This is a genomic window from Microvirga sp. GN3 (genome assembly GCF_055792825.1).
In genome coordinates, this window is sequence record NZ_JBVVAK010000027.1 from 47,523 (window position 1) to 68,686 (window position 21,164).

17 protein-coding genes are annotated in these 21,164 nt (G+C 61.1%); 3 read left to right on the top strand and 14 right to left on the bottom strand.

Annotation, left to right across the window (positions count from 1 at the left end):
• The first annotated feature begins 47 nt into the window (after positions 1–47).
• A complete protein-coding gene (locus tag ACS5Q1_RS15130) occupies positions 48–914 on the top strand; it encodes a group II intron maturase-specific domain-containing protein (protein WP_473098974.1) in 867 nt (288 codons plus the stop codon).
• A gap of 444 nt (positions 915–1,358) precedes the next feature.
• Here the strand turns inward: ACS5Q1_RS15130 and ACS5Q1_RS15135 are convergent, their stop codons facing one another.
• The 13 genes from ACS5Q1_RS15135 to ACS5Q1_RS15195 form a co-directional block, all read right to left on the bottom strand.
• Complete coding sequence (locus tag ACS5Q1_RS15135; RefSeq protein WP_473098975.1) at positions 1,359–2,654, bottom strand: M20/M25/M40 family metallo-hydrolase; 1,296 nt, start codon at positions 2,652–2,654, stop codon at positions 1,359–1,361.
• 156 nt (positions 2,655–2,810) lie between these two features.
• Positions 2,811–4,421 (bottom strand): amidohydrolase, encoded by a 1,611-nt coding sequence (locus tag ACS5Q1_RS15140; protein WP_473098977.1) that lies wholly within the window; start codon positions 4,419–4,421, stop codon positions 2,811–2,813.
• Positions 4,422–4,881: 460 nt separating this feature from the next.
• Positions 4,882–5,898: an LLM class flavin-dependent oxidoreductase gene (locus ACS5Q1_RS15145; protein WP_473098978.1), complete on the bottom strand. Its 1,017-nt coding sequence runs from the start codon at positions 5,896–5,898 to the stop codon at positions 4,882–4,884.
• Between the two features lie 190 nt (positions 5,899–6,088).
• On the bottom strand, positions 6,089–7,201 hold the full coding sequence (gene ltaE / locus ACS5Q1_RS15150) for a low-specificity L-threonine aldolase (RefSeq protein ID WP_473098979.1): 1,113 nt from the start codon (positions 7,199–7,201) through the stop codon (positions 6,089–6,091).
• A 72-nt stretch (positions 7,202–7,273) separates the two neighbouring features.
• Entirely contained in the window at positions 7,274–8,356 is a 1,083-nt protein-coding gene (locus ACS5Q1_RS15155) for an NAD/NADP octopine/nopaline dehydrogenase family protein (RefSeq protein ID WP_473098980.1), read from the bottom strand.
• Between the two features lie 62 nt (positions 8,357–8,418).
• Positions 8,419–9,435 carry an ABC transporter ATP-binding protein gene (locus ACS5Q1_RS15160; RefSeq protein ID WP_473098981.1) on the bottom strand — a complete coding sequence of 339 codons (1,017 nt, stop codon included), beginning with the start codon at positions 9,433–9,435 and terminating at the stop codon, positions 8,419–8,421.
• The gene (locus ACS5Q1_RS15165) at positions 9,435–10,430 is read right to left on the bottom strand and encodes an ABC transporter ATP-binding protein (RefSeq protein WP_473098983.1); all 996 of its coding nucleotides are present in this window, start codon (positions 10,428–10,430) and stop codon (positions 9,435–9,437) included. The genes ACS5Q1_RS15160 and ACS5Q1_RS15165 overlap by 1 nt, the downstream gene beginning before the upstream one ends.
• A 6-nt stretch (positions 10,431–10,436) precedes the next feature.
• Positions 10,437–11,303, bottom strand: coding sequence for an ABC transporter permease (locus ACS5Q1_RS15170; RefSeq protein ID WP_473098984.1), 867 nt, complete (start codon positions 11,301–11,303; stop codon positions 10,437–10,439).
• Positions 11,303–12,244 carry an ABC transporter permease gene (locus tag ACS5Q1_RS15175; RefSeq protein WP_473098985.1) on the bottom strand — a complete coding sequence of 314 codons (942 nt, stop codon included), beginning with the start codon at positions 12,242–12,244 and terminating at the stop codon, positions 11,303–11,305. Before ACS5Q1_RS15175 ends, ACS5Q1_RS15170 begins: the two co-directional genes overlap by 1 nt.
• Positions 12,241–13,371, bottom strand: a complete 1,131-nt coding sequence (locus ACS5Q1_RS15180; RefSeq protein ID WP_473098986.1) for an NAD(P)/FAD-dependent oxidoreductase — start codon at positions 13,369–13,371, stop codon at positions 12,241–12,243. The genes ACS5Q1_RS15175 and ACS5Q1_RS15180 overlap by 4 nt, the downstream gene beginning before the upstream one ends.
• Positions 13,368–14,762 carry an FAD/NAD(P)-dependent oxidoreductase gene (locus ACS5Q1_RS15185; RefSeq protein WP_473098988.1) on the bottom strand — a complete coding sequence of 465 codons (1,395 nt, stop codon included), beginning with the start codon at positions 14,760–14,762 and terminating at the stop codon, positions 13,368–13,370. The genes ACS5Q1_RS15180 and ACS5Q1_RS15185 overlap by 4 nt, the downstream gene beginning before the upstream one ends.
• Positions 14,759–15,055, bottom strand: a complete 297-nt coding sequence (locus ACS5Q1_RS15190) for a (2Fe-2S)-binding protein (protein ID WP_203441062.1) — start codon at positions 15,053–15,055, stop codon at positions 14,759–14,761. The genes ACS5Q1_RS15185 and ACS5Q1_RS15190 overlap by 4 nt, the downstream gene beginning before the upstream one ends.
• On the bottom strand, positions 15,036–16,154 hold the full coding sequence (locus ACS5Q1_RS15195) for an NAD(P)/FAD-dependent oxidoreductase (RefSeq protein WP_473098989.1): 1,119 nt from the start codon (positions 16,152–16,154) through the stop codon (positions 15,036–15,038). Before ACS5Q1_RS15195 ends, ACS5Q1_RS15190 begins: the two co-directional genes overlap by 20 nt.
• 92 nt (positions 16,155–16,246) lie before the next feature.
• On the opposite strand from ACS5Q1_RS15195, the gene ACS5Q1_RS15200 reads away from it, so the two are divergent.
• Positions 16,247–17,164 (top strand): LysR substrate-binding domain-containing protein, encoded by a 918-nt coding sequence (locus ACS5Q1_RS15200; protein WP_473098990.1) that lies wholly within the window; start codon positions 16,247–16,249, stop codon positions 17,162–17,164.
• On the opposite strand, the gene ACS5Q1_RS15205 is transcribed toward ACS5Q1_RS15200, so the two are convergent.
• Positions 17,151–18,713 (bottom strand): ABC transporter substrate-binding protein, encoded by a 1,563-nt coding sequence (locus tag ACS5Q1_RS15205; RefSeq protein WP_473098991.1) that lies wholly within the window; start codon positions 18,711–18,713, stop codon positions 17,151–17,153. The two genes, ACS5Q1_RS15200 and ACS5Q1_RS15205, sit on opposite strands and share 14 nt — an antisense overlap.
• A 1,135-nt stretch (positions 18,714–19,848) precedes the next feature.
• On the opposite strand from ACS5Q1_RS15205, the gene repC reads away from it, so the two are divergent.
• The gene (repC, locus tag ACS5Q1_RS15210; protein WP_473098992.1) at positions 19,849–20,997 is read left to right on the top strand and encodes a plasmid replication protein RepC; all 1,149 of its coding nucleotides are present in this window, start codon (positions 19,849–19,851) and stop codon (positions 20,995–20,997) included.
• Positions 20,998–21,164: the final 167 nt, after the last annotated feature.

Below are 21,164 nucleotides of genomic sequence, written 5' to 3' on the forward strand. Positions count from 1 at the left end.
CAAAACTTGTCCCTCAAAGGCATGGCCTGCGCGGGTAACTGTCACCGATGCCGGAAGATCTTGGTGATGGGCAGTCTGGCGGCGTTTCCTTCGATCGGGTGAACCACGACATCCTGATGGGTCTGGTGGCCAAACGGGTGCAGGACCGGCACCTGCTCCGACTCATCCGCCGTTATCTGACGGCAGGTGTGCTCGTGGGCGGCATGGTCGATCCGATGGATGAGGGAGTCCCGCAAGGGGGTCCGCTCTCGCCGCTGCTTTCAAACCTGATGCTCGATGTGCTCGACAAGGAGCTGGAACGGCGCGGCCACCGGTTCGCAAGATACGCCGACGATTGCAACATCTATGTTCGCAGTCCTCGCGCAGGCGAACGGGTCATGGCCAGCGTCACCCGGTTCCTCGAACGGCGCCTCAAGCTGAGGGTGAACACGGCCAAGAGCGCTGTCGCTTCTCCAACCGAACGGAAGTTCCTCGGCTTCAGCTTCTTCAACCTCGACCAACCCAGGCGGTGCATTGCACCACAGGCATTGGTCAGGTTCAGGCAGCGGGTCCGAGAGCTCACGCAACGGACGAGAGGGCGCAGCCTCGCGCAGATCGCTCCAGAGCTATCCCGCTATCTCATCGGGTGGCGCGGCTACTTCGGCTTCTGCGAGACACCACGGATCTTGCGTGGTCTGGATAAATGGGTCAGGCGACGGCTCCGCGCCATCGCCTGGAAGCAATGGAAGTACGGGACGAACCGCTATGCGGAACTGCGTCGCCTCGGCGTCGGAAAGGACCTGGCAGCGAAAGCCGCCGGTAGCCCTCACGGCCCATGGCGGCTCAGCCAAAGCCCGGCACTTTCCATGGCGTTCCCCAATGCCTTCTTCAAAGGCCTCGGTCTTGCCTCCGTCCACGTCCAGCCAGTCGAGTAATCCGACGAACCGCCGTATACGGACCCGTATGTACGGTGGTGTGGGAGGGGTGGAACCGCGAGGTTCCCCCTATCCCGATTTTTCGGGACTTAGTTCATCGAATGCCCGCTCACTCAGGGAGTGCCAGATATTCCGAGACGTCGGCGAACTTCACTGCCTGATCCTGAGCCAGCCTTCGTTGTTCAAGTTGAAGTGCGTGTTTCCGTTGCAGTCCGTCTTGGCTGTTGAAGAAGAGCCGTGTGGGATGCGCGCACTTTCTATGGCTCCAAGACTAAGATATGGCTCCAAGACCAAGACCAAGACTACGAACGGTGACGGGGAATAGCCTTGCCGATGATAATCCGGCGCATTTACCTGGACCTTTGGCTGTCGGCTGCCACCTGCCTTCGCCTCCCTATCGACGCAATGGGCTGGACCGGGTGCATGCACCCGGTCCATTGATCGTTACTGCGCTCCTGCAACGGCCAGCACCGTGGTGAGAACTGTCCTCTTCACGGCGTGGTTGCTCTCCGGTTCCGTGTCGATCCACTCGTCGAGGGAGTGAGAGCGCTCGGATTTGCCGACACGCGGGATCGTCAGTGCCGGGATATTCAGGCTCATCGGCATGTTGGAGTCGGTCGAGCCGCACTCGTAGGTTGGCTTGCTGCCATTCGCCAGGAAGGCTGCCGTCGTCAGTTGCACCAGATCCGTCTTCTCGTCCGTGCGTCCCGCAGGCCGATCACCCACGAGCTTGATGTCGGCCGAGATCGTTCCCTCCTTGGTGGACCGGCCGAAGTTCTCCGTCTCCAGGGACTGGTTCACAATCGCGAGGAAGCGCTTCTCGAGGCGGTCCAGTTCCTTGGCGTCCTCGGAGCGCATGTCGAACTCCATCCAGACCTCGTTCGGGATCGCGTTCACCGAGGTTCCGCCTTGCGTGACGCTCGCCGAATAGGTGGTCTTCGGCTTGGTCGGGGTCTGGACCTTGTAGAGTTCGACGACCGTCTGGGCCATGGCCGTCATGGGGTTGACGAGGCCGAAGGCGCCGAAGCTGTGTCCGCCAGGCCCCTTATAGGTCACGCGGTAACGCTTCGAGCCGACGCCACAGTTCGTGATCCGGGTCGTCCCGCCGCCATCGAGGGAGAAGAAGTACTTGGCCTGGTCCTTGTATTTGCCCTTCGTGAAGAAGTACCGCACGCCGCGCAGGTCGCCCAGGCCTTCCTCGCCGACGTCACCCAGGAACACGATGTCGCTCTTCGTCTTGATTCCGGCGGCATCCATCGCGCGCACGATGCTGAGCAGGGTGGCAAGGCCGCTGCTGTCGTCGCCAACGCCCGGGGCCGCAAGGCGGGTTCCCTCACGTTTGACCTTCACATCCGTCCCCTCTGGAAAGACGGTGTCAAGATGAGCGGAGACGACCACCAATGGCCCGCCCCCCGTGCCTTTCCGCACGCCCATGGCGTTGCCTTCCTGGTCGATCTCGACATCGCTCAGGCCATGGGCCTTGAGCATCTCCGCATAGGCCTTGGCACGGGCCTCTTCCTTGAAGGGCGGAGCGGGAATTTCCGTCAGCTTGATCACCTCGCCGACCCAGCGGTCGTGATCTTTCTGGAGCGCATCGACGGCCGTCTTGAAGAATTGGCTGTCCATGATGCGCTTGACAGTCTCGGTGTGGGCTGGCGCAACCTCCTGCGCGAGGACGGGACCGGCCGACAACGTTCCGACGGTCAGCGCAGACAGGATTGCTCTCGACACAATATGCATAAAACTTCCTCCCTCATGACTTCATCTCGGCTCACTCGTGCGAGGGAGCCTTCTTCAGCCAGGTATGTCCGGGTGAGATAGCGACGGCGGTCTCCGGAGATCGCCGTCGATTGCGTCCTTGGCCTTCGCGAAGGGGCTTCGGCGCGATTGCGAGCTTCAGTTCTTCGGCTTCTCGAGGACCGGGAACTTGATGCCCAACTGATCGAGATACGTCGCGTATTTGGACGGGTCGTAATAGTACTTCTTCATCTCGGGGCGGTACTGCGCCATGATATCGGCGTTGATCTGCACCTGAGGTTTGTCTTCGGCCGAGATCATCGGCACGTACTTCTGGTTCTTCTGTTGATCCTTGGCGAAGTACTCCTTGGCCTGCGCCAGCAGCTCCGGCTTCGACAGCAGATCGATGGTGGTCATCGCGATCACCTTCGCGCCCGCAACGACGCCCTTGTGCGCAATCGGTGTCGCCATCGACATCGCGTTCGACCAGTGATGCCCTGGCAGGTTGGGAATGTTCGACGGATAGTTCAACGTGATCGTCGGCACCGTCCAGGAGATGTCACCGATGTCGTCAGAGCCACCGCTTTCGGGCTTCTCCACGGGTGGCTCGAGCTTCTTCAATTGGGTGGCGAGTCCTTCCTCCTTGCCCTTGACCGTACGCTGCACGGCCTTGGCGAAGACCTGTTCGTCCTCGGTCCATTGCGGCAGCCCGATCTGTTGGATGTTGGCGTAGGCGGCTTCCGCGATCGGCTTGTTGAAGTGGCGGGGCGCCGCCGTGCCGATGATTTTTCGGGTGACGGTGGTGTCCGTCATCTTCGCTGCGGCCTCCGAGATGGTGTTGGCGATCTCGAAGTTCTTGCGGATGTTCTCGAAATCCTGCTCGCGGATGAAGTACCAGACGCTGGCGACCGACGGCACGACATTGGGCTGATCGCCGCCGTCCGGGATGACGTAGTGGGAGCGCTGCTCGGGCCGGAGGTGCTCGCGGCGCATGTTCCAGCCGATGTTCATGACTTCAACGCCATCGAGCGCGCTGCGTCCCCGCCAGGGAGCCGAGGCCGAGTGGGCAGACTCGCCGCTGAACGTGTACTCGACCGACACCAGGCCTGTGCCCGTTGGCTGCCCCCAGGTGGTCTGGAGATTGTTGCCGACATGGGTGAAGAGAACGGCGTCGACACCATTGAACACGCCGTCGCGGACCATGTAGGCCTTGCCGCCGAGAAGCTCCTCGGCCACGCCCGGCCAGAGCATGATGGTGCCGGGGATCTTCTCCCGTTCCATGATGTCCTTCAGGGCAAGCGCCGCGACCACATTGAGCGCCTGGCCGGAGTTGTGGCCCTCGCCGTGTCCCGGCGCACCTTCGATCATGGGGTCGCGGTACGCGACGCCTGGCTTCTGGGAAGCCTTCGGGATGCAGTCGATGTCGCTGCCGAGCGCGATCACGGGACCGCCCGAGCCCCACTTGGCGACCCATCCTGTCGGCAGTCCAGCGACATTCCTCTGAACGGTGAAGCCGTTCTTCTCGAGGATATCCGTGATGTACTTCGAGGTCTCGAACTCCTGGAACGCGAGTTCGCCGAAGCTGAAGATCGAGTCGTTCATCTCCTGGGCGAGCTTGGCGCGGGCCTCGACGCCTTCAATGGCGCTCTTCTTCAACTCCGCGATCCGCTCGACCAGCGCGGAACTCGGCGCGCTGGTCTGAGCGAGGACGGGTGCAGTGGTCGTGAGCAGGGACGCGAATAGCAGACTGGGCAGCAGACCGTTTTTCATGAGATCCTCCCGGGTCGTCCGATTGGCGCCGCCAAATCAAGCGGCGCAAACATCATCCGATCAGATTAGGAGCGTCTAAGCTTCACCGTAGGGCACAACCCAGCCATAAAGCAATGACATGGCTCGCCGTGGAACTTTTCCTGACCTCGCGAAATCACGGGTGTTCGACATAGCGCGTCAGAGATATGAGGCGACCGGTGGTGGGTTTGGAACCTGCATTGGAAGGGCGGCTTCTGGCATTCCTTAGACGTCAGCGCTTGGTCCGCTTCTGCACCTAAGAGCCGATGTCCGGTGATCTGCCGGAATGTGAACGTTTGACCCCCACAGCCGACATTTCGGTTTTCATGCAGCAGGCTTGGCAATCGCACGTCTTGTCTCGCAGAGGTATTCGTTCGCTCCAAAGGCACGAACGTTTCTATTGGGCTGTAACCCTCTTACGGGCGAGCGACTGTCCGGATCGTCATCGCCAGCCCAGCGCTGGAGCGACATGCTTCAGAATGGCCTCGATGACATGGGCGTTGTAATCGACGCCGAGTTGATTCGGCACGGTCAGGATCAGCGTATCGGCCTCGGCAATCGCCTCGTCGGCCTTCAGTTCCTCCACGAGCCTGTCCGGCTCCGCGGCGTAGGAGCGGCCGAAGATCGCGCGCATGTTGTCGATGATGCCGATCTGGTCGCTGTCCTTGCCATGCCCGAAATAGGCGCGGTCGCGGTCATCCACGAGTGCGAAGATAGAGCGTGAGACCGAGATGCGGGGCTCACGGACATGCCCCACCTCCTTCCACGCTTCCCTGTAGTGGCGGATCTGCTTGGCCTGCTGGACATGGAAGGGCTCGCCCGTCTCATCCTCCTTCAGGGTCGAACTCTGGAGGTTCATGCCCCGCTGTGCGGCCCACACCGCCGTTGCATTGGAGGCGGATCCCCACCAGATGCGCTCGCGCAGGCTCTCCGCATGGGGCTCGAGGCGCAGCAAGCCGGGCGGGTTGGGAAACATCGGGCGTGGGTTCGGCTCGGCAAAGCCCTCGCCCTTGAGGACGTTGAGAAGCACTTCCGTGTGATGACGGGCCATGTCTGCGTCGCTTTGGCCTTTTTTGGGCACGTAGCCGAAATAGCGCCAGCCGTCGATCACCTGCTCAGGCGAGCCGCGGCTGATGCCGAGCTGAAGACGCCCGCCACTGATCAGATCGGCCGCGCCGGCATCCTCGGCCATATAGAGAGGATTCTCGTAGCGCATGTCGATGACGGCAGTACCAATCTCGATCCGGCTCGTCTTCGCGCCGATCGCCGCGAGCAGCGGGAAGGGCGAAGCGAGCTGGCGCGCGAAGTGATGAACGCGGAAGTAGGCGCCGTCAGCGCCGAGTTCCTCGGCCGCCACGGCCAGGTCGATGGATTGGAGGAGGACATCGCCGGCCGAGCGCGTCTGTGACTGCGGCGAGGGTGACCAGTGCCCGAACGAGAGAAAGCCGATCTTCTTCATGAGCCAGTCCTGTGCAAATGCCTTCAGTCGATTCGACAGGATATCAGATAGATTGTCCGTTGAAGGAGGACAAACCAAGCAACGAGATTGCTATGGATCTCAGTTCCACACTAGCTCATGCCGTCCTGGTCTGAAAAGCTTCCGTCACAGTGAGGCTTCCAAATCAGGGTGATCAGTCACGGACCTTGCATCAATGGGCCCTATACGGGCCAGATGTTCCCGTCGCCTGAGCCATAGCTTCTGCCCCGTCGGATCGTCCGTTTCCCTGAAGCCGAAAGTAATCCTTGATCGTGCTAACGACCCTGTGCAGTTGGTCCGCTCCTACACCCAGATGTGTTACGAAACGGGTGGTCTGGCCGACCGCAGCAAGGATTCCGTTGTCGCGTAGATAGTCCCGCAGCGGATTGCAGTGTTCGGCGGGAACTGCGGCAAAGACCATGTTGGTCGCGACCGCTTTTACGCGGATCTCGTCAACTCCATCGAGACCCGCCGCCAGGATCTGCGCATTGGCATGATCTTCACTTAACCGGCCAACGTGGTGTTCGAGAGCATACAGACAGGCGGCAGCGAGATAGCCACTTTGGCGCATCCCTCCACCCAACACCTTCCGCCACCGCCGGGCAATATCCATCAAGTCCTTGCTGCCGATGAGCACGGAGCCGATCGGCGCGCCCAGCCCCTTGGAGAAGCAGAGCGAGACCGAATCGTAGGGCGCACAGATGTCAGCAATCGAGCAGCCACTCGCAACGCCAGCGTTCCATGCTCGAGCACCGTCGAGATGAAACCCGATGCCGAGATCCCGCACTAACCGTGCGGCCTCCTGTACATAGGCTTCAGGCAGAACTTTGCCGCCGATCGTGTTTTCGAGAGCAAGTAGCTGGGTTCGGGCGAAGTGTGAATCGTCGGGTTTGACCGCAGCGCGGATCTTCTCAAGCGGCAGCGTGCCATCGGGCGCATTTTCGATAGGCTGAGGCTGAATGCTGCCCAGAACGGCTGCGCCCCCGCCCTCATACCGGTATGTGTGGGCGTCCTGTCCGACGATGTATTCGTCGCCGCGCTGACAATGGGCCATCAGAGCCGCGAGATTGCTCTGTGTCCCGGATGGAAAGAAGACCGCCGCCTCCTTGCCTGCCTGCTCCGCTACCACCTGCTGTAGCTTGCTAACAGTGGGATCATCGCCCCAGACATCATCCCCAACCGGCGCGGCGCTCATCGCCTCGAGCATGCGGCGCGTCGGACGTGTCACCGTATCGCTCCGCAAGTCGATCAGAGCATAGGGCGTCGTTTCGATAGGCATCGTCATCAACCCTTCAATGTCTCGTCGTCTTAAACGCTATGGATACGGTTTCGTGCAAGGGCATGAGGCCTCTTTGCCTCATGTGGCGCCTGTCCACCCCTCACGAGCAAGACGCTGGAGCTCGGATTTCGACAGGTTCTCCAGACCAAGTTCTGGCAGAAGATCGTTCTCCCTGCGGAAGTCACGGCCGTAAAGGGCCGAGAAAACGTTCAAGCCAGCCTCGTGAAGCGTGGCGGGCGTATTGGTCAATTTGCCGAGCAGCACTGTCGGCAGAAGACGGAAGGGTGCATCCTCCGTCACATAGCGGGTATCGAGAGTGGTGGGGCCCATGGGGCCGCCGCCTCGCTCCGCCAGGACCTGGGCCATTTCACCGACCGGCCCCACAGGGACTCCGTAGGAGAAATGATAGTGCTCGCGAACCGTCCGTACCGATAGGCCGAAGCTTTGGGCAATGTTCAGACGTTCCTCGTCAAGGGCCTCGAAGAGGCGCCCGACGGCCGTTGTCACGTTCTGGTGCTGACCCCAGGTCTCGCCTCGCTCCATGCGCGTCAGGTTGCACAGCGCGATGCCCATATGATTCTGCGGATTCAGGTTGCTCAGCGCAATGGCGAGCAGATCGTCCTTTTCATTGAAGCGATCACCGAACAGCGCGCGGCACATGGCCAGCCCCCGCTCACTGGCCGAGAGAGGCACAGTCGCCATATCGACCTTGCTTCGCACTGTGGAAACATGAACCTCGGTTCCACTCTTCTGCCGTCCTGTGGTGACAGTCGTTCCCCACGCCACGATGGGTGCCTTCGTCCCCAGCTCGGCGAGCTTCTTGGACAGGTAGAGCGCTCCGAACGATGCGTGAGAGCTGATGATCACAACCTGCTCGCCTGTCACATGGGGTGCGATGGCGTCCATGACCGTACGATGGCCATAGGCAGGAAGCGCGATCAGGACTGCATCGGCGCCGGAGACCAACTCCGAAGCCGAGGAGGCCACCTTCGGGCGATAGGTGCCGGAAACCGCACCGGTTGCTGTCAGGGCCTGCCCGGCGGCCAGTTCTCCCGTTCGCTGCCCCGATGGCGACCAGAGGATCGGGTCATGGCCGTTCTCGCTGAGAAAGGCTGCAGCGGCAAAGGCGATGCCTCCCGCGCCGGCAATGGCGACACGCATTGTATTCTCCATGTGAAATTGGCAGGCCCGCGGCCGCGAGAAACTATCCAAGGTCGAGGTTTTTAGCTCGCTGCAGCGACGGTTCGCAGGTTCGGCCAGCTTTCGGGGTGGTAGCAGGCCGCCAGTCGGCCGGAGCCATGCTCTTCGAGCACGGGAATGTCGGTCAGACACGGACCGGCAGCTCGAGGGCAGCGGGGATGGAAAGTGCAGCCCGGAGGCGGATTGGCAGGCGAGGGGACCTCTCCCATGATTTTCGTCAGGGTAAGGCGTGCCGTCGGGTCCGGCACCGGCGAACTGTCGCGCAAGAGCTTCGTGTAAGGGTGCAAAGGCATATCAAGCACGTCTGCGGTCTTACCCTGCTCCACGATGCGCCCGAGATACATGACACAGACGCGGTCGCAGAAATGTCGGACGACGCCAAGGTCATGCGAGACGAAGAGGAAGGAGAGGCCGCGCCGTTCGCGCAGGCTCTCGAGCAGGCGAAGGATCTGCGCCTGAACGGAAACGTCGAGGGCCGAAACCGGCTCGTCGGCGACGATCAGTTCCGGATCGAGCACGAGTGCACGCGCGATGCCGATGCGCTGCCGCTGGCCGCCGGAAAACTCGTGCGGGTAGCGGTCGATGGCCTCCTTCGGCAAGCCGACCTCGGCGATCGCCATCTCCGCCCTCTCGGAGATCTCCCGGCCTGAACCGAGCCGATGCACGCTCAGTGGCTCTTCGAGTGCCTGGCGGATGGTGCGGCGCGGATTGAGCGACGAGTAGGGATCCTGAAAGACAATTTGCATGCGTCGCCGGAGCTGACGCAGGGCGCTCCCCTTGGCTGCTCTAACGTCAATTCCGTCAAAGATTACCGATCCCACATCCGGCTCGATCAGGCGAAGGAGTGAGCGCGCAACGGTCGATTTCCCGCAACCGGACTCACCAACCAGCCCGACGGATGTTCCCTTCGGAATGGTGAACGATACGTCGTTGACGGCCCGGACAACCTTCCGCTCAGGACCAAAAAGCCCGCCGCCAATTGTAAAGTGCTTCGCGAGGTTTCGGACCTCGAGATTTCCGTTTCCAGTTCCCACGGTCATCAGCCTCTTCCTTTCGCAAGGCGAACAGGACAACGGACGAGATGCCCGGTATCGTCCAGGGGCATAAGCTCCGGCCGCGTCTCCTCGCAGCTCGGCTGCCTGTAAGGGCAGCGCGGCGCGTAAGCGCAGCCGCCCGGCATGGCGCTGACGGCCGGCACGCCGCCAGGGATCGGCTCAAGATTGTCGGTCGCCCGGTCCGCGCGCGGCATGGCGCGCAGGAGCGCTGATGTGTAGGGATGAGTAGGCTGTGCGAACAACGCGTCGACGGTGGCAAGCTCTACGACCTCACCCGCATACATCACTGCAACGCGGTCCGCGATCTGCGCCACCACGCCGAGATTGTGCGTGATGAACAGGACGGACATGCCGTAGGTCTCTTTCAACTCGTCGAGCTGCATCAGCACTTGCGCCTGAATGGTCACGTCGAGGGCCGTGGTCGGCTCGTCGGCCAAGAGCACCTTGGGGCGGCAGGCGAGTGCCATGGCGATCATCACGCGCTGGCGCATGCCGCCCGAGAACTGGTGCGGATAGTCATGCAGGCGGCTCTCAGCCGAAGGAATCTTCACCTCCTTCAAAAGACGAAGCGCCTCCGCCATGGCCTCGGATCGCGACACCTTCCGATGAATCGTGATGGCTTCGGCGATCTGTTCTCCGACAGTCATCGTCGGGTTCAACGATGTCATAGGCTCCTGAAAGATCATTGCGATCGAGTTGCCGCGGATGTTGCTCATCTCGCGCTCGGAGAGCTGGACGAGGTCCCGCCCGTCGAACTGAATCTCGCCTGCGCCGATCCGGGCACCGGCCTGCGGCAGGAGCCGTAGGATCGATAGAGCGGTTACGCTCTTGCCGCTTCCCGACTCACCGACGATGGCAAGCGTTTCGTTCTTTGCGACCGAGAGCGACAGATCCCGGACGGCGGGGTACCAGCGACCACCGATGCGGAACTCGGTGCGCAGACCGCGGATCTCGAGGGCTGTTTCTTGAGTTTGCGTCATGGCGGATTACTCGGCCCTCAGCTTCGGGTCGATCGCGTCCCGCAGCGCGTCGCCCAGGAGGTTGAGCGCGAGGACGGTGAGGAGGATGGCCAAGCTCGGGAAGACGGCGAGCCACCAGGCATCCAGGATGTTCTCGAATCCCTCGCGGATCATGCTGCCCCAGGTGGCGGTCGGCGGCGGCACGCCGAGACCGATGAAGCTAAGCGAGGCTTCCGTTCGTATGGCTGATGCCATCCACAGGGAGCCCATGACCACCACGTCGGAGATCATGTTGGGCAGGATATGGACCCCCATGATGCGGACTGGGCCGAAGCCCAGGGCCCTGCCGGCTTCGACGAAGTCCCTCTGCTTGAGAGCAATCGTCGGTGCGCGGGCAATGCGGGCGAAAGGAGCGATCTCGGTGATCGCAATGGCGATGATGAGATTTTCCAGACTCGCCCCGAGCATTGCCGCGATCATCAGGCCGAGCAGAAGGGTCGGGAAGGACAGCATGACGTCAAGCAGGCCCATCACGATCTGATCGAAGAGCCCTCCCACATAGCCGGCAAGAATGCCGATCGTGGAACCGATCGACATGGCAATCAGGATTGCGATGAAACCGACGGTGAGCGAGATACGTGTGCCGTAGATCAGACGGGAGAGAACATCGCGTCCATAGCTGTCCGTGCCGAGCAGAAACTCGGCGGACGGCGGCTCGAGCCGGGCGACGATGTTCTGCTCCAGCGGATCATATGGAGCGATGAGCGGTGCGAAGATCGCGACCAGGATGATGGCCGCGAGAAGGACGAGCCCAACCCATGACAGGCGGTTCCTGGAGAACGCCAGCCAGAGGCCTCCGGGCCGCGCAGGGGAGGAGGAGACAGCGCTAGCCATTATTTGTACTTCACCCTTGGATCAACGAGGCCATAAGCTAGATCGGTCAAGGTATTCACGATGATCACGCAAATGGCGAATATGATCATCAGGCCCTGCAGCAGCGTGTAGTCGCGGGCGTTGAGCGCACCGAGGATCAGCTTGCCCAGCCCGGGGCGGTTGAAGATGATCTCTGTCAGCACCGAGTTGCCGATCAGGGTGCCAAAGTAGAGACCGACGACCGTGATAATGGGAATGAGTCCGTTTCGCAGGGCATGTCGGAGGATGAGTTTCGCCGGACGCACGCCTTTCGCACGCGCCGTACGGATGTAATCCTCGCCAAGAACTCCCAGCATGGACGAGCGGGTCACGCGCACCACATAGGCCATCATGATGATGCCGAGATTGAGCGCCGGCAGCGCGAGGTTGCGCAGGCGCTCGATCGGATCGCTGGTATTGCCGGAGTTGAGTACGGGAAACCACCCTAGCTCGATTGCGAACACGATGAGAAGGAGGATTCCGGACACGAAGGCTGGAAACGACAGGCCTACGAGAGAGACGAGCCTGCCGACATAATCGGTCCAGCCGTTCCGATGGACCGCTGTCACAATGCCGAGAGGCAGGCCGAGCACGATACCGATCACGATCGACGCGAAAGTCAGCTCGATCGTATAAGGAAGAACGAGCAGCACCTCGTGGACCACCGAGCGGCCACTGCTGAGCGACTGCCCGAGATTGCCGGTCAATACGTCTCCCAGAAAGCTCAAATATTGTACGTAGACCGGCTGGTCGATCCCAAGTTGCGCGCGAAGGGCGCGTAGCGAAGCCTCCGTCGCCTGATCGCCGAGGATGACGGACGCCGCATCTCCAGGCACCAGCCGTACCAGCACGAAGATGGCTGTCAGCATGACGAACAGGGTGGGAACTGCCAGCAGGAGGCGCTTGATGGTGTATCTGATCATGCTGCCGCTCGTGTGGTCATGAGCCGTTCGGCCGAGAAGGGACTGATGTGACGCCGAGTTTCGCCCTGGACCACGAGATCCGAAATGATGGATCCGATAACGGGCACGAGCTGGAAGCCATGCCCAGAAAATCCGAATGCATGGAAAACACCCGGCGCATTGGGTGAGGGGCCGACGACGGGTAGAAGATCTTTCGTCTTGGCCTCCATTCCAGCCCATGTTCGGGCGATCCGAACATCGCGCACGCTCGGGAAGAGGTCAGTTGCAGCCTGCGCGCCTTTGGCGAGTTCGATAAAATTCACCGTGCTCTTCAACGTGTCGATATCGGCGCTGCCCTGCAGGCCGCCACCGATGACGAGAGTGCCCTGATCCGACTGCTTGAAGGACAAGGAACGGCCGACGACGCTGACGACCGGATCCAGCAAAGGGGCCAAGCGCTCGGTGACGATCATCATCGAGGCCTTGAGACCCAAAGGGATGACGTCGCCGACCATGGCGGCCAGCCGAGCCGCCCAGGCTCCGGCTGCGTTCACGATGACCGGCACTGTAAATTCCTGCTCACCAGTACGGATGTGCCAGTCAGATCCGCGCTGTTCAATGGCCGTGACGCCGCAGCCCTCATGGATGACGACGCCGCTAGCTTCGCAGCTGCGCCGGAAGGCACGAATCGTGCGGTGCGGATCGGCCGCCCCGTCTCGACGCGCGACGAGCGCCCCCACGCAATGCGGGCTCAAGGCAGGAACCAGGCGCCTCAGCTCCGAGCGATCGATCATTTCCTCATGGCTGTAGCCATGCTGACGCATCGTGTCGGCACGCTTTTCCAAGGCTGGAAGATGGTCGTCAAACTCCGCGACTCTGATCTGGCCATAGGAATGGAAGCCGCAACTGTCGCCGACGATCGTCTCGATTCGATGCCACATGTCCATGGCTTCGAGCGAGATCGGCACCTCGGCCAGATCGCGCCCCAAGGTGCGCACGCCCGCTGCCGTCGCGCCGGAGGCATGACGGCCGACCCACGATTTCTCGAGGACGACGACGCGCCGCCCGGCGCGCGCCAAGTGGAGCGCGGCTGACAAACCGTGCAGTCCGCCACCGATCACCGCGGTATCGGGAATGATCCTGCTCACGAAGCCTTCTCCTGCTCAAGAGAGGCAAGCTCGCCGAGCGTCACCGGCTTGAGCGGCGGACGGACACGGTAGAAACCGACGTCCTTCGGCAGGCGTCCCTCGGCAGCGGCGAGGATCTGCGTGACCGTGTAGCCGCATTGCCGTCCCTGGCATGGGCCCATCCCCGCACGTGTGAAGGCCTTGACCTGATTGGGGCCTGGACGTCCCACGGCCGCCATGGCGCGGATATCGCCAGCCGTAACCTCTTCGCAGCGGCACACGATGGTTGCATCGCTCGGGGCAAACACCTCAGGACGGGGTTTGTACATAGCGTCGAGGAATGGCCGGAGCGCAAGTTCCCGGGCGAGCTTCTGCCGGATGGGTCTCGCGGCCTCCTCCGCTGCACGCTCCCCGACGCGCCCGAGTTTCATGGCCACTCCGAGCCCCGCCAGCCTGCCGCGATGCAGTGCTGCCTGCGCACCTGCGATACCCGCTCCATCTCCAGCGATGAAGATCCCGGATTGGGAGCTTTCTCCCCAAGCGTTCAGCACCGGCACGTAGCAGTCCTGGTTTTCGCTCCATTCCACCGCACAGCCCAGCGCCAGCGCCGCATGGATGCTCGGCACGACGCCTTCATGCACGAGAAGGACGCTCGCGGGAGAGGTCCGCTCCTGTCCATCCCGCGTGCGATACCGGATGGCCTCGATGCGCTCCGAACCGATCGCTTCGATATCGGCGACATGCTTTATGATCGGAATCCCGGCCTTGCGGAGCATTCCCCACCAGGCAAGGCCTTTCAGGAGATCGCCCGCTGCGCCGACTGCCTTGGCGAGATGGGGCAGGGCGGCCCGGCGCCGGCCTGGAGGAGTCGTGTCGAGATATCCGGCGATCTTGCCACCGGCACGCAGGAGTTGGACCATGTAAAGGAGAGGCAGCGGGCCGCTGCCTGCGATCCATACGGGTGTGCTCGGAATTTGTCCGGATGTTTTCAGAAGGATCTGGGCTGCACCGACAGTGAGGACCCCCGGCAATGTCCAGCCCGGGAAAGGAACAGGGCGTTCCTGAGCCCCCGTCGCCAGGATCGCGCTTTTGGCCTGGATTACGGACGCCTGCCTGTTGCGGGTCACGAAGGCGCGAAAGCCGGGCTCGATCTGCCAGAGCTGGGTGCCCGGCTCATACTTCGCACCACTGGCACGAAAGGCCTCCGCGCACGCCTTTCCTGACTGATAAGCCTTGCCGAGAAGCGCGCCGCGCGGCGCCGCAGCAACCGTCTCGACAGAACGCCAGATCTGACCGCCGGGCTCCGGCTGGTCATCGATCACCAGCACGTCGAGGCCGTGGCGCCGCGCCTCGACGGCTGCGGCCATTCCGGCCGGACCGGCACCGACAATCAAAAGATCCACGCTCGTCATGCGCTGAGACTCCGCTTTCCGTATTGGCGCTCGATGCGCATTCCGTCGCGCACGGGGGTGAGGCAGGTTTGAACGGAGGCGACGCCATCGACGATGGCGAGACATTCGAAGCAGACTCCCATCATGCAATAGGGGGCGCGCTTGCTCTGAGTCACCGGCGTTGTGCGGGACCAGTGAGGAGCCTCGCGCAACAATACAGCGGCGACGCTCTCGCCCAGTTCTGCCGGCGCGGGAACGCCGTCGATGAAGACGGTAACAGCCCTCTCGGAGGGCTCATGCAGCTTTCGGAACATCGAAACGCCTATGGTGGAAGGGGGCGAGGGTGGAGGGCAGCTCACCAGCGATGATAGCCTCCGCAATGATCGTGGCATGGACGGCGGCGAGCGTGACGCCGGAATGACATAAGGTCACGAACGCACCCGGATGGACCGGCGACTCGGCGTAGATCGGATAGCTGTCCGGGGTCATGACCCGCAGCCCAGCCCACTGCCGCACGAGTGTGAGATCGGCAAGCGCCGGCACCAGCTGTGCTGTCTTGCGGCTGAGAAGTGAGGCGGCGTGGCCTGTTGTCGACGTGTCGAAGCCGACTTCCTCCTGCGTCGCACCGATCATGATCGTACCCTCACGGGTCTGACGCAGACCGCTCGCCGGCAAGGGGAGCAAAGGTGCGATCCGTTCCGTCACCAAAACCTGCCCACGCTGCGGACGAAGCGGCACATGAAGGCCGACCTGCGCAGCCAGGGCCGTGGATCCGAGCCCTGCGGCGATGACCACGCGGGAGGCGGAGAAGCGCTCCTCCTGCGTCTCGACGGTAAAGCCCTGCGAGCCGGGGATGATTGCTGTGACCCTGCTGCAATGGCGCAGGGCGCCTCCCTGCTTGGTGATGCCTGAATGCAATGCGGCAAGCAATTTCAGGGGGTTGGCGTGGCCATCATGCAGTCCCAGGCTTGCACCGCTGACCTCCCGCCCGAAGCGTACACGGGGGAAAAGCTTTTCGAGCGCCGTCCGGTCGAGCATTTCAAAGCCGAGATCGTTGCCGCCCCGCTGCTCATGCAGGGTATGGAGGTACTGCCGACGCTTTTCGAGCCCTTCTTCGCCGAGACAGAAAGCAAGGCCGCCGTTGTTCTCATATTGGAGATCGGTTGCGGTCAGATCTGCCAGCTCGTTGTTGAACTCCGTCCAGAGATCGACGCTGCGCCGCGTCCATTCCTGATAGGCAGGCATGTTCATGCCTTTGCCCTGCAGCCAGACGAGGCCGAAATTCGCGCGCGCCGCGCGGTAATCCCCATCGTCGCCATCGAGCACGAGGACACGCTGCCCCCGTTGCGCCAATCCGAAGGCGATTGCGGCTCCGACAGTTCCTGCTCCGATGACGATAACGTCCGTCTGCATTGATTTTCCTCTTGCAGAACATGACGGTACGAAGACAGTGTCTATTTCGTCAAAGTCGTAATTATTGCCGGCCTATTCATGAAGGTTATAGGATGCGTCGCCCACTCAATCTTCGCCAAGTCGAAGCGTTCAAGTCCGTGATTGAGAACGGGACGGTCAGCAGAGCGGCCGAAATGCTTAGCATTTCGCAGCCCGCGGTCAGCAAGCTGATTGCTCACCTGGAAGAGGATACCGGTCTTGAGCTCTTCGATCGGGTGAAGGGTCGCTTAGCGCCAACGGAGCGCGGCATGCGCCTCTATGAGGAGATCGACAGAATCTTCGCTGGCATCCGGCAGGTTGAGAACGCCGTTGCAGCCATCCGCAGGGAGGAGCAGGGACAATTGCTGGTCGGAGTGATGCCTGCTCTAGCCGGCGCATTCATCCAGCAGGCGACCATGAGCTTTCTCCGCTCGCATCCGAATGTCTACTGCTCAATTCAGACGCGAAGCTCACAGTGGATCGCGGATTGGCTGGTGACCCGCAAGCTGGACGTCGGGCTCATCAGCTCGCGCATAGATAATCCTTACATCATGTCCGAGCCGCTCATGGAGCACCCGCTCGTCTGCGTCATGCCGCTCGACCATCCTCTTGCGGAGCGCAGCGTGATCGAACCAAATGATCTGGATAATGTACCGTTTCTCTCATTCGATCCGGAGAGCTCTACCGGCCAGCGGATCACGTCAATTTTCGAGAGCTATTCCGTCAGGCTGAACGTCGTTTTGATGACCACGACAGCTCCCACGCTCTGCGAATTCGTCGCCGCGGGCCTTGGCGTATCTCTGGTCCACCCCCTGTTCATCAGCGGAATGAAGGGCCGTGTCGCTGTCCGTCGGTTCGAGCCGCTCGTGCCATTCGACTTTCAGCTCTGTCGCATCCGCGAGAATCGCAATGCGGGTCTTGTCGAGACATTTCTGCGGGAGACACGCCTGACAGCCGAGCGCATCTCCCGCGAACTGCTCAGCGAGACTTGAGCGTGGTTGCTTCGGTAATCGGCGGAGCGAGGTTCATGGCGCCTTTCAGCTCATAACCAAGATCCACCCGCTCGTTGCGGGCCCAGACTTGCTGAAGATCGAACAGGGGGATGGAACAGACATCCTCATGGATTTTGCGCTGAGCCTCCTTCCAGAGCGCGAGCTGCTTGGCAGGATCGCTCTCCGCGCGCGCGCCGTCGATTTCCGCATCAGCCACGGAGCAGTGGGAGAAGTTGGTGACCGCGGTAGGCTTACTGACAATGGAATTCGAGTGATAGAATTCCGTCAGGTAGGTATCGGCGATCGGAAAGCGTGCCGCACCATAGAAAACAATGGCGCTTGCATCCTTTCTGCTCTGGCTCTGGTATGTCGGGTGATCGACCACGTTCATATCGAGCTTGATCCCGACCTTGGCGAGCTGCGACTGCACAATCTCCATGATCGGCAGCTGCGCCGAGATGTTGGAGACGACAGACTTGAGAACGAGCCCGTTGCCGTGTCCGGCCTCAGCGAGAAGCGCCTTGGCCTTCTCCGGGTTATACTCGTAGCTTCCTGCCGAGCAGTCTTCACCAAGATAGCCCGGAGGAACAACCGAGCAGCCCTTCGGGCCCACATCCTTGCCGACATAGCGCACGATGTCATCGACATTCACGGCATATGCGATGGCCTTACGGACGCGAACGTCATCAAGCGGCGGAATGCTGCGGTTGAGGTGAAGCGTGCGGAACTCGCCCGGCCGGAAGATATCCACGATCATGTTTCCGCGCTTGCGTGCCGTATTGACCCAGCGCTGCTCACGCTTCCCGTACATCACGTCCAGTTCACCCGACGCGAATGCCAGCTCACGGGCGCTGTCCGACGGGATCATGCGATACATGATCGAATCGATCTTCGGAGCGCCACGGAAGTAGTCTTTGTGGGCGACGAGCTTGACGTATTGCTGGGTCACATGCTCGGCAAACTTGAACGGCCCCGTGCCGACCGGTTGTGAGGCATATTTGGTGCCGAGTTCCTCTGCCGCCTTTTTGCTGACGATGTTGCCGCCATGGTAATTGGATACGGTTCCAAGGAAGTTCGCATCCGGATATTTCAAGGTGATCCGCACGGTATAGTCATCGACCTTCTCGACGGTACCGATGCTGGCGAAATTGGCCGCGAAGGTTGAGGATTTAGCATCGGCGGCACGCTTGAGCGAGTAGACGATATCGTCTGCCGTGAGTTCACCCCAGTTGTCGTGGAACTTTATCCCCTTGCGAAGAAAGAACGTCCAAGTCTTCCTATCGGCAGAGGTCTCCCAACGCTCGGCAAGATCGGGCTGCAGATCCTTCGGATCGGCGCTTCCCGGAGGGAAGCGGACAAGGCCATTGTACATCCAGCCGACCAATGCTTTATCGGTCGTCGCACTTGCCCGGTGAGCGTCGAGGGTCGCGATGTCGGTACCGCCGGCGCTGATCTGCAGCACCTTCTCCTGAGCCGCAGTGCCCGCGAAGGCGCCGCCCAGCATAAGCATAGCGAGAGCCGAAGTTGCCGATAAAATATTGCGCTTCATAGCCTTTATTCTCCCGTCTGGAAGCCAGAGGCTGTAAGGCAGACAAACTTATGTCAAAGTCGAAAAATTGGGCACTTTATTCCTAAAGGTTATAGGTGGGCTCAGAGATCTGCCCGTTATGATGATCGCAGTCCTGCCTGTAGCGACTAAAGTAGTATCTGCTTGCTTGCCGGTGGGTTTTCCGAAATGAAACAGCGTCCGCGCTCGAGATTTTTCAATAGCGGTTGCCACAATGGAAGGCTCCGGCTCGTCTCTGCGACTGAGTCAGTGGCCCGCATTTGACGCCGCAACGACAGTCTTTAATCGATGATCGCGCGATGGATGGCCTCACCGCCCCCAAGGTCGACGTCGATCGGTGGCAAGTTGCCATGCGAGTGGAGCGGTGCCTGCTCGCCACACGTTTTCCGCATCCAACGATGCGCTCTTCAAAGAGTGGAGCATCGGATGGATATCTCCCGCTTGAGATGCGCCATAAGGCATCGATCAAGATGTAATCTGAAATATACCTGGCAGTCCATCCAGCATTCCGTGGATAACTCTGAGGCCGTTTCAGTAAAAGCTGGATACCAGTCGAATCAAGCGGTCGCCGTGTAGTCAATATCAGCTTTGTCTTGACTCGGCGGTTCTACCCCGGCGAATCGCATGGCTTCCGCCTTTTCAACAAATCTGTGGTCAGCCTTAACCAATTCTTACAGATCGACTCCACCCGTAACACCGAATCGGACATCTCTGGCGGCGTTACGAGACAATGGAGTTTGCACCGTCGGTACGCTGAGTACCGCGGTCATCGGCACTTCCGAGAAACCTGTCGTTGAGCAGGATTCCGGGAGGCCGACGTGCTTGGCATCTGAGGTCATCGGCGTGGGTTCGACACCCTCGCGAGGGGTGATCGAGCAAGCCGGCATGCAATCGCCCATCGCCCCGCAGCGCTCTTCGATCAGGAGAAGACAAACGTGAACTAAGGCTAGGCAAAGCAAAAGGCCCACGAAGCGGGAACTTCGAGGGCCTTTGGAGTCACCGAGGGACGGCGACGGATTCGTTTGACAGCAATCCTTATGCCATCCCGATAAGCTGGGTGTCAACAACATCGGTTTCGGTGAACGCACCCGCTTTGCCCTCAACATGGAGGGATACGATGCAGCTCGCATCGTCAGGAGGCCGGCGGCTGAGACACGCTGCTTTGGCCGCGAGGAAGTTTGCGCTCGAAGTCGGGCGCGCCGTGACACGCAAAGAACTCTCGGCGTCCGCTCGCGAAGCCGAGAAGGCGCTTGGATTGAGTGCTCCGCAGCGTCTGGTGCTGAGCCAACTGGTGGCGTGCTGGGGCGAACAGGAGATGGACCGGCTGCTTGTCTGGCCTTCCAATCAGCGTCTGATGTCCACGACGGGGCTATCGGAACGTGCCGTTCGCAATGCCGTTCGGGCCCTCATCGAATGCCAGCTTGTGATCCCGAAGGACTCGTCCAACGGCAAGCGCTATGCTGTGCGCGATGCTGCCGGTACCATCGTGGATGCCTTCGGATTCGATCTGACGCCACTCTATGCCCGCAGAGGCGAGTGGACCGCGGTCATTGCCGAACAGAAGCGCCTGAAGGAACACCTGAAGCGTTCCTTTGACGAGATTACCATCTGCCGCCGTGCGGTCGAGGAAGCGCTCAGTGCGCTCGCTCAATATCACCCTGCCGTTGATCGCGGTCAGATCGAGAGCAGCCTCGCCACGCTGAAGGCCCGCACCCCCAAGCGTTCTGGATCGACCCTTCCAGAGGGGCTGCTCAAAGCGTGGAAAGAGGTCCGGCAGTTCGCCGAAGAAGCCTTCTATCAGGCGGGCTGTGGCGGCACGGAATGCCGACAAATAGAAACAGAGAAAGGATTGCCTAGTGAGACTTGTGACAAGGGCATCCGGGTTGATGCTCAGCCTGCCGGTCGAAGCCAGCTGCGATCCGGGCCGCTGCTGCCGGCTTTGATCTCCGAAGCCTGTCCGGTGGTTTCCCATTGTTCCCATCCCATCCGCGACATCGTCGATGTTATTGCGGCAGGCCGCTTCCTGAGAGCGTCTCTCGGGGCTCACCCGAGCGCGTGGGATGAGGCTGTCGAGGAGATCGGCGCTGTCCAAGCTGCGACGGCCGCGATTTATGTCCTGCAGCTCTATGACGATGACGTCTCAAGTGGTCGGAACAGGATCCGAAGTGCTGGCGGCTATTTCCGATCCATCGTGCGCATGATCAAGGCTGGTCAGGTTGATCTTGACGCCGAGTTGCTGGCCTTAAGGAGACGCAGAATGGTATGAGGGTTTGTGATCTGCCAGTCTGTTACTCTGAGCGCAGCATGCGTGCTGCGTCCGGCTTTAGTTCAATATCGAAGGGGACAATGTCTTGACAGTTTGAGCCAAACCGCTCCGGATCGCCAGCCACAGAGGACTGTGCCCGCATTGGCCGATTTGCGTCGTCGTCGCAT

Excerpts from the sequence above, each read along its gene's own strand:
- ACS5Q1_RS15165 (WP_473098983.1), bottom strand. The coding sequence starts at position 10,430 with ATGACGCAAACTCAAGAAACAGCCCTCGAGATCCGCGGTCTGCGCACC.
- ACS5Q1_RS15145 (WP_473098978.1), bottom strand. The coding sequence starts at position 5,898 with ATGAAGAAGATCGGCTTTCTCTCGTTCGGGCACTGGTCACCCTCGCCG.
- ACS5Q1_RS15190 (WP_203441062.1), bottom strand. The coding sequence starts at position 15,055 with ATGTTCCGAAAGCTGCATGAGCCCTCCGAGAGGGCTGTTACCGTCTTC.
- ACS5Q1_RS15200 (WP_473098990.1), top strand. The coding sequence starts at position 16,247 with ATGCGTCGCCCACTCAATCTTCGCCAAGTCGAAGCGTTCAAGTCCGTG.
- ACS5Q1_RS15185 (WP_473098988.1), bottom strand. The coding sequence starts at position 14,762 with ATGACGAGCGTGGATCTTTTGATTGTCGGTGCCGGTCCGGCCGGAATG.
- ACS5Q1_RS15195 (WP_473098989.1), bottom strand. The coding sequence starts at position 16,154 with ATGCAGACGGACGTTATCGTCATCGGAGCAGGAACTGTCGGAGCCGCA.
- repC (WP_473098992.1), top strand. The coding sequence starts at position 19,849 with ATGCAGCTCGCATCGTCAGGAGGCCGGCGGCTGAGACACGCTGCTTTG.
- ACS5Q1_RS15205 (WP_473098991.1), bottom strand. The coding sequence starts at position 18,713 with ATGAAGCGCAATATTTTATCGGCAACTTCGGCTCTCGCTATGCTTATG.
- ACS5Q1_RS15160 (WP_473098981.1), bottom strand. The coding sequence starts at position 9,435 with ATGACCGTGGGAACTGGAAACGGAAATCTCGAGGTCCGAAACCTCGCG.
- ACS5Q1_RS15155 (WP_473098980.1), bottom strand. The coding sequence starts at position 8,356 with ATGCGTGTCGCCATTGCCGGCGCGGGAGGCATCGCCTTTGCCGCTGCA.
- ACS5Q1_RS15140 (WP_473098977.1), bottom strand. The coding sequence starts at position 4,421 with ATGAAAAACGGTCTGCTGCCCAGTCTGCTATTCGCGTCCCTGCTCACG.
- ACS5Q1_RS15135 (WP_473098975.1), bottom strand. The coding sequence starts at position 2,654 with ATGCATATTGTGTCGAGAGCAATCCTGTCTGCGCTGACCGTCGGAACG.
- ltaE (WP_473098979.1), bottom strand. The coding sequence starts at position 7,201 with ATGACGATGCCTATCGAAACGACGCCCTATGCTCTGATCGACTTGCGG.
- ACS5Q1_RS15175 (WP_473098985.1), bottom strand. The coding sequence starts at position 12,244 with ATGATCAGATACACCATCAAGCGCCTCCTGCTGGCAGTTCCCACCCTG.
- ACS5Q1_RS15170 (WP_473098984.1), bottom strand. The coding sequence starts at position 11,303 with ATGGCTAGCGCTGTCTCCTCCTCCCCTGCGCGGCCCGGAGGCCTCTGG.
- ACS5Q1_RS15130 (WP_473098974.1), top strand. The coding sequence starts at position 48 with ATGCCGGAAGATCTTGGTGATGGGCAGTCTGGCGGCGTTTCCTTCGAT.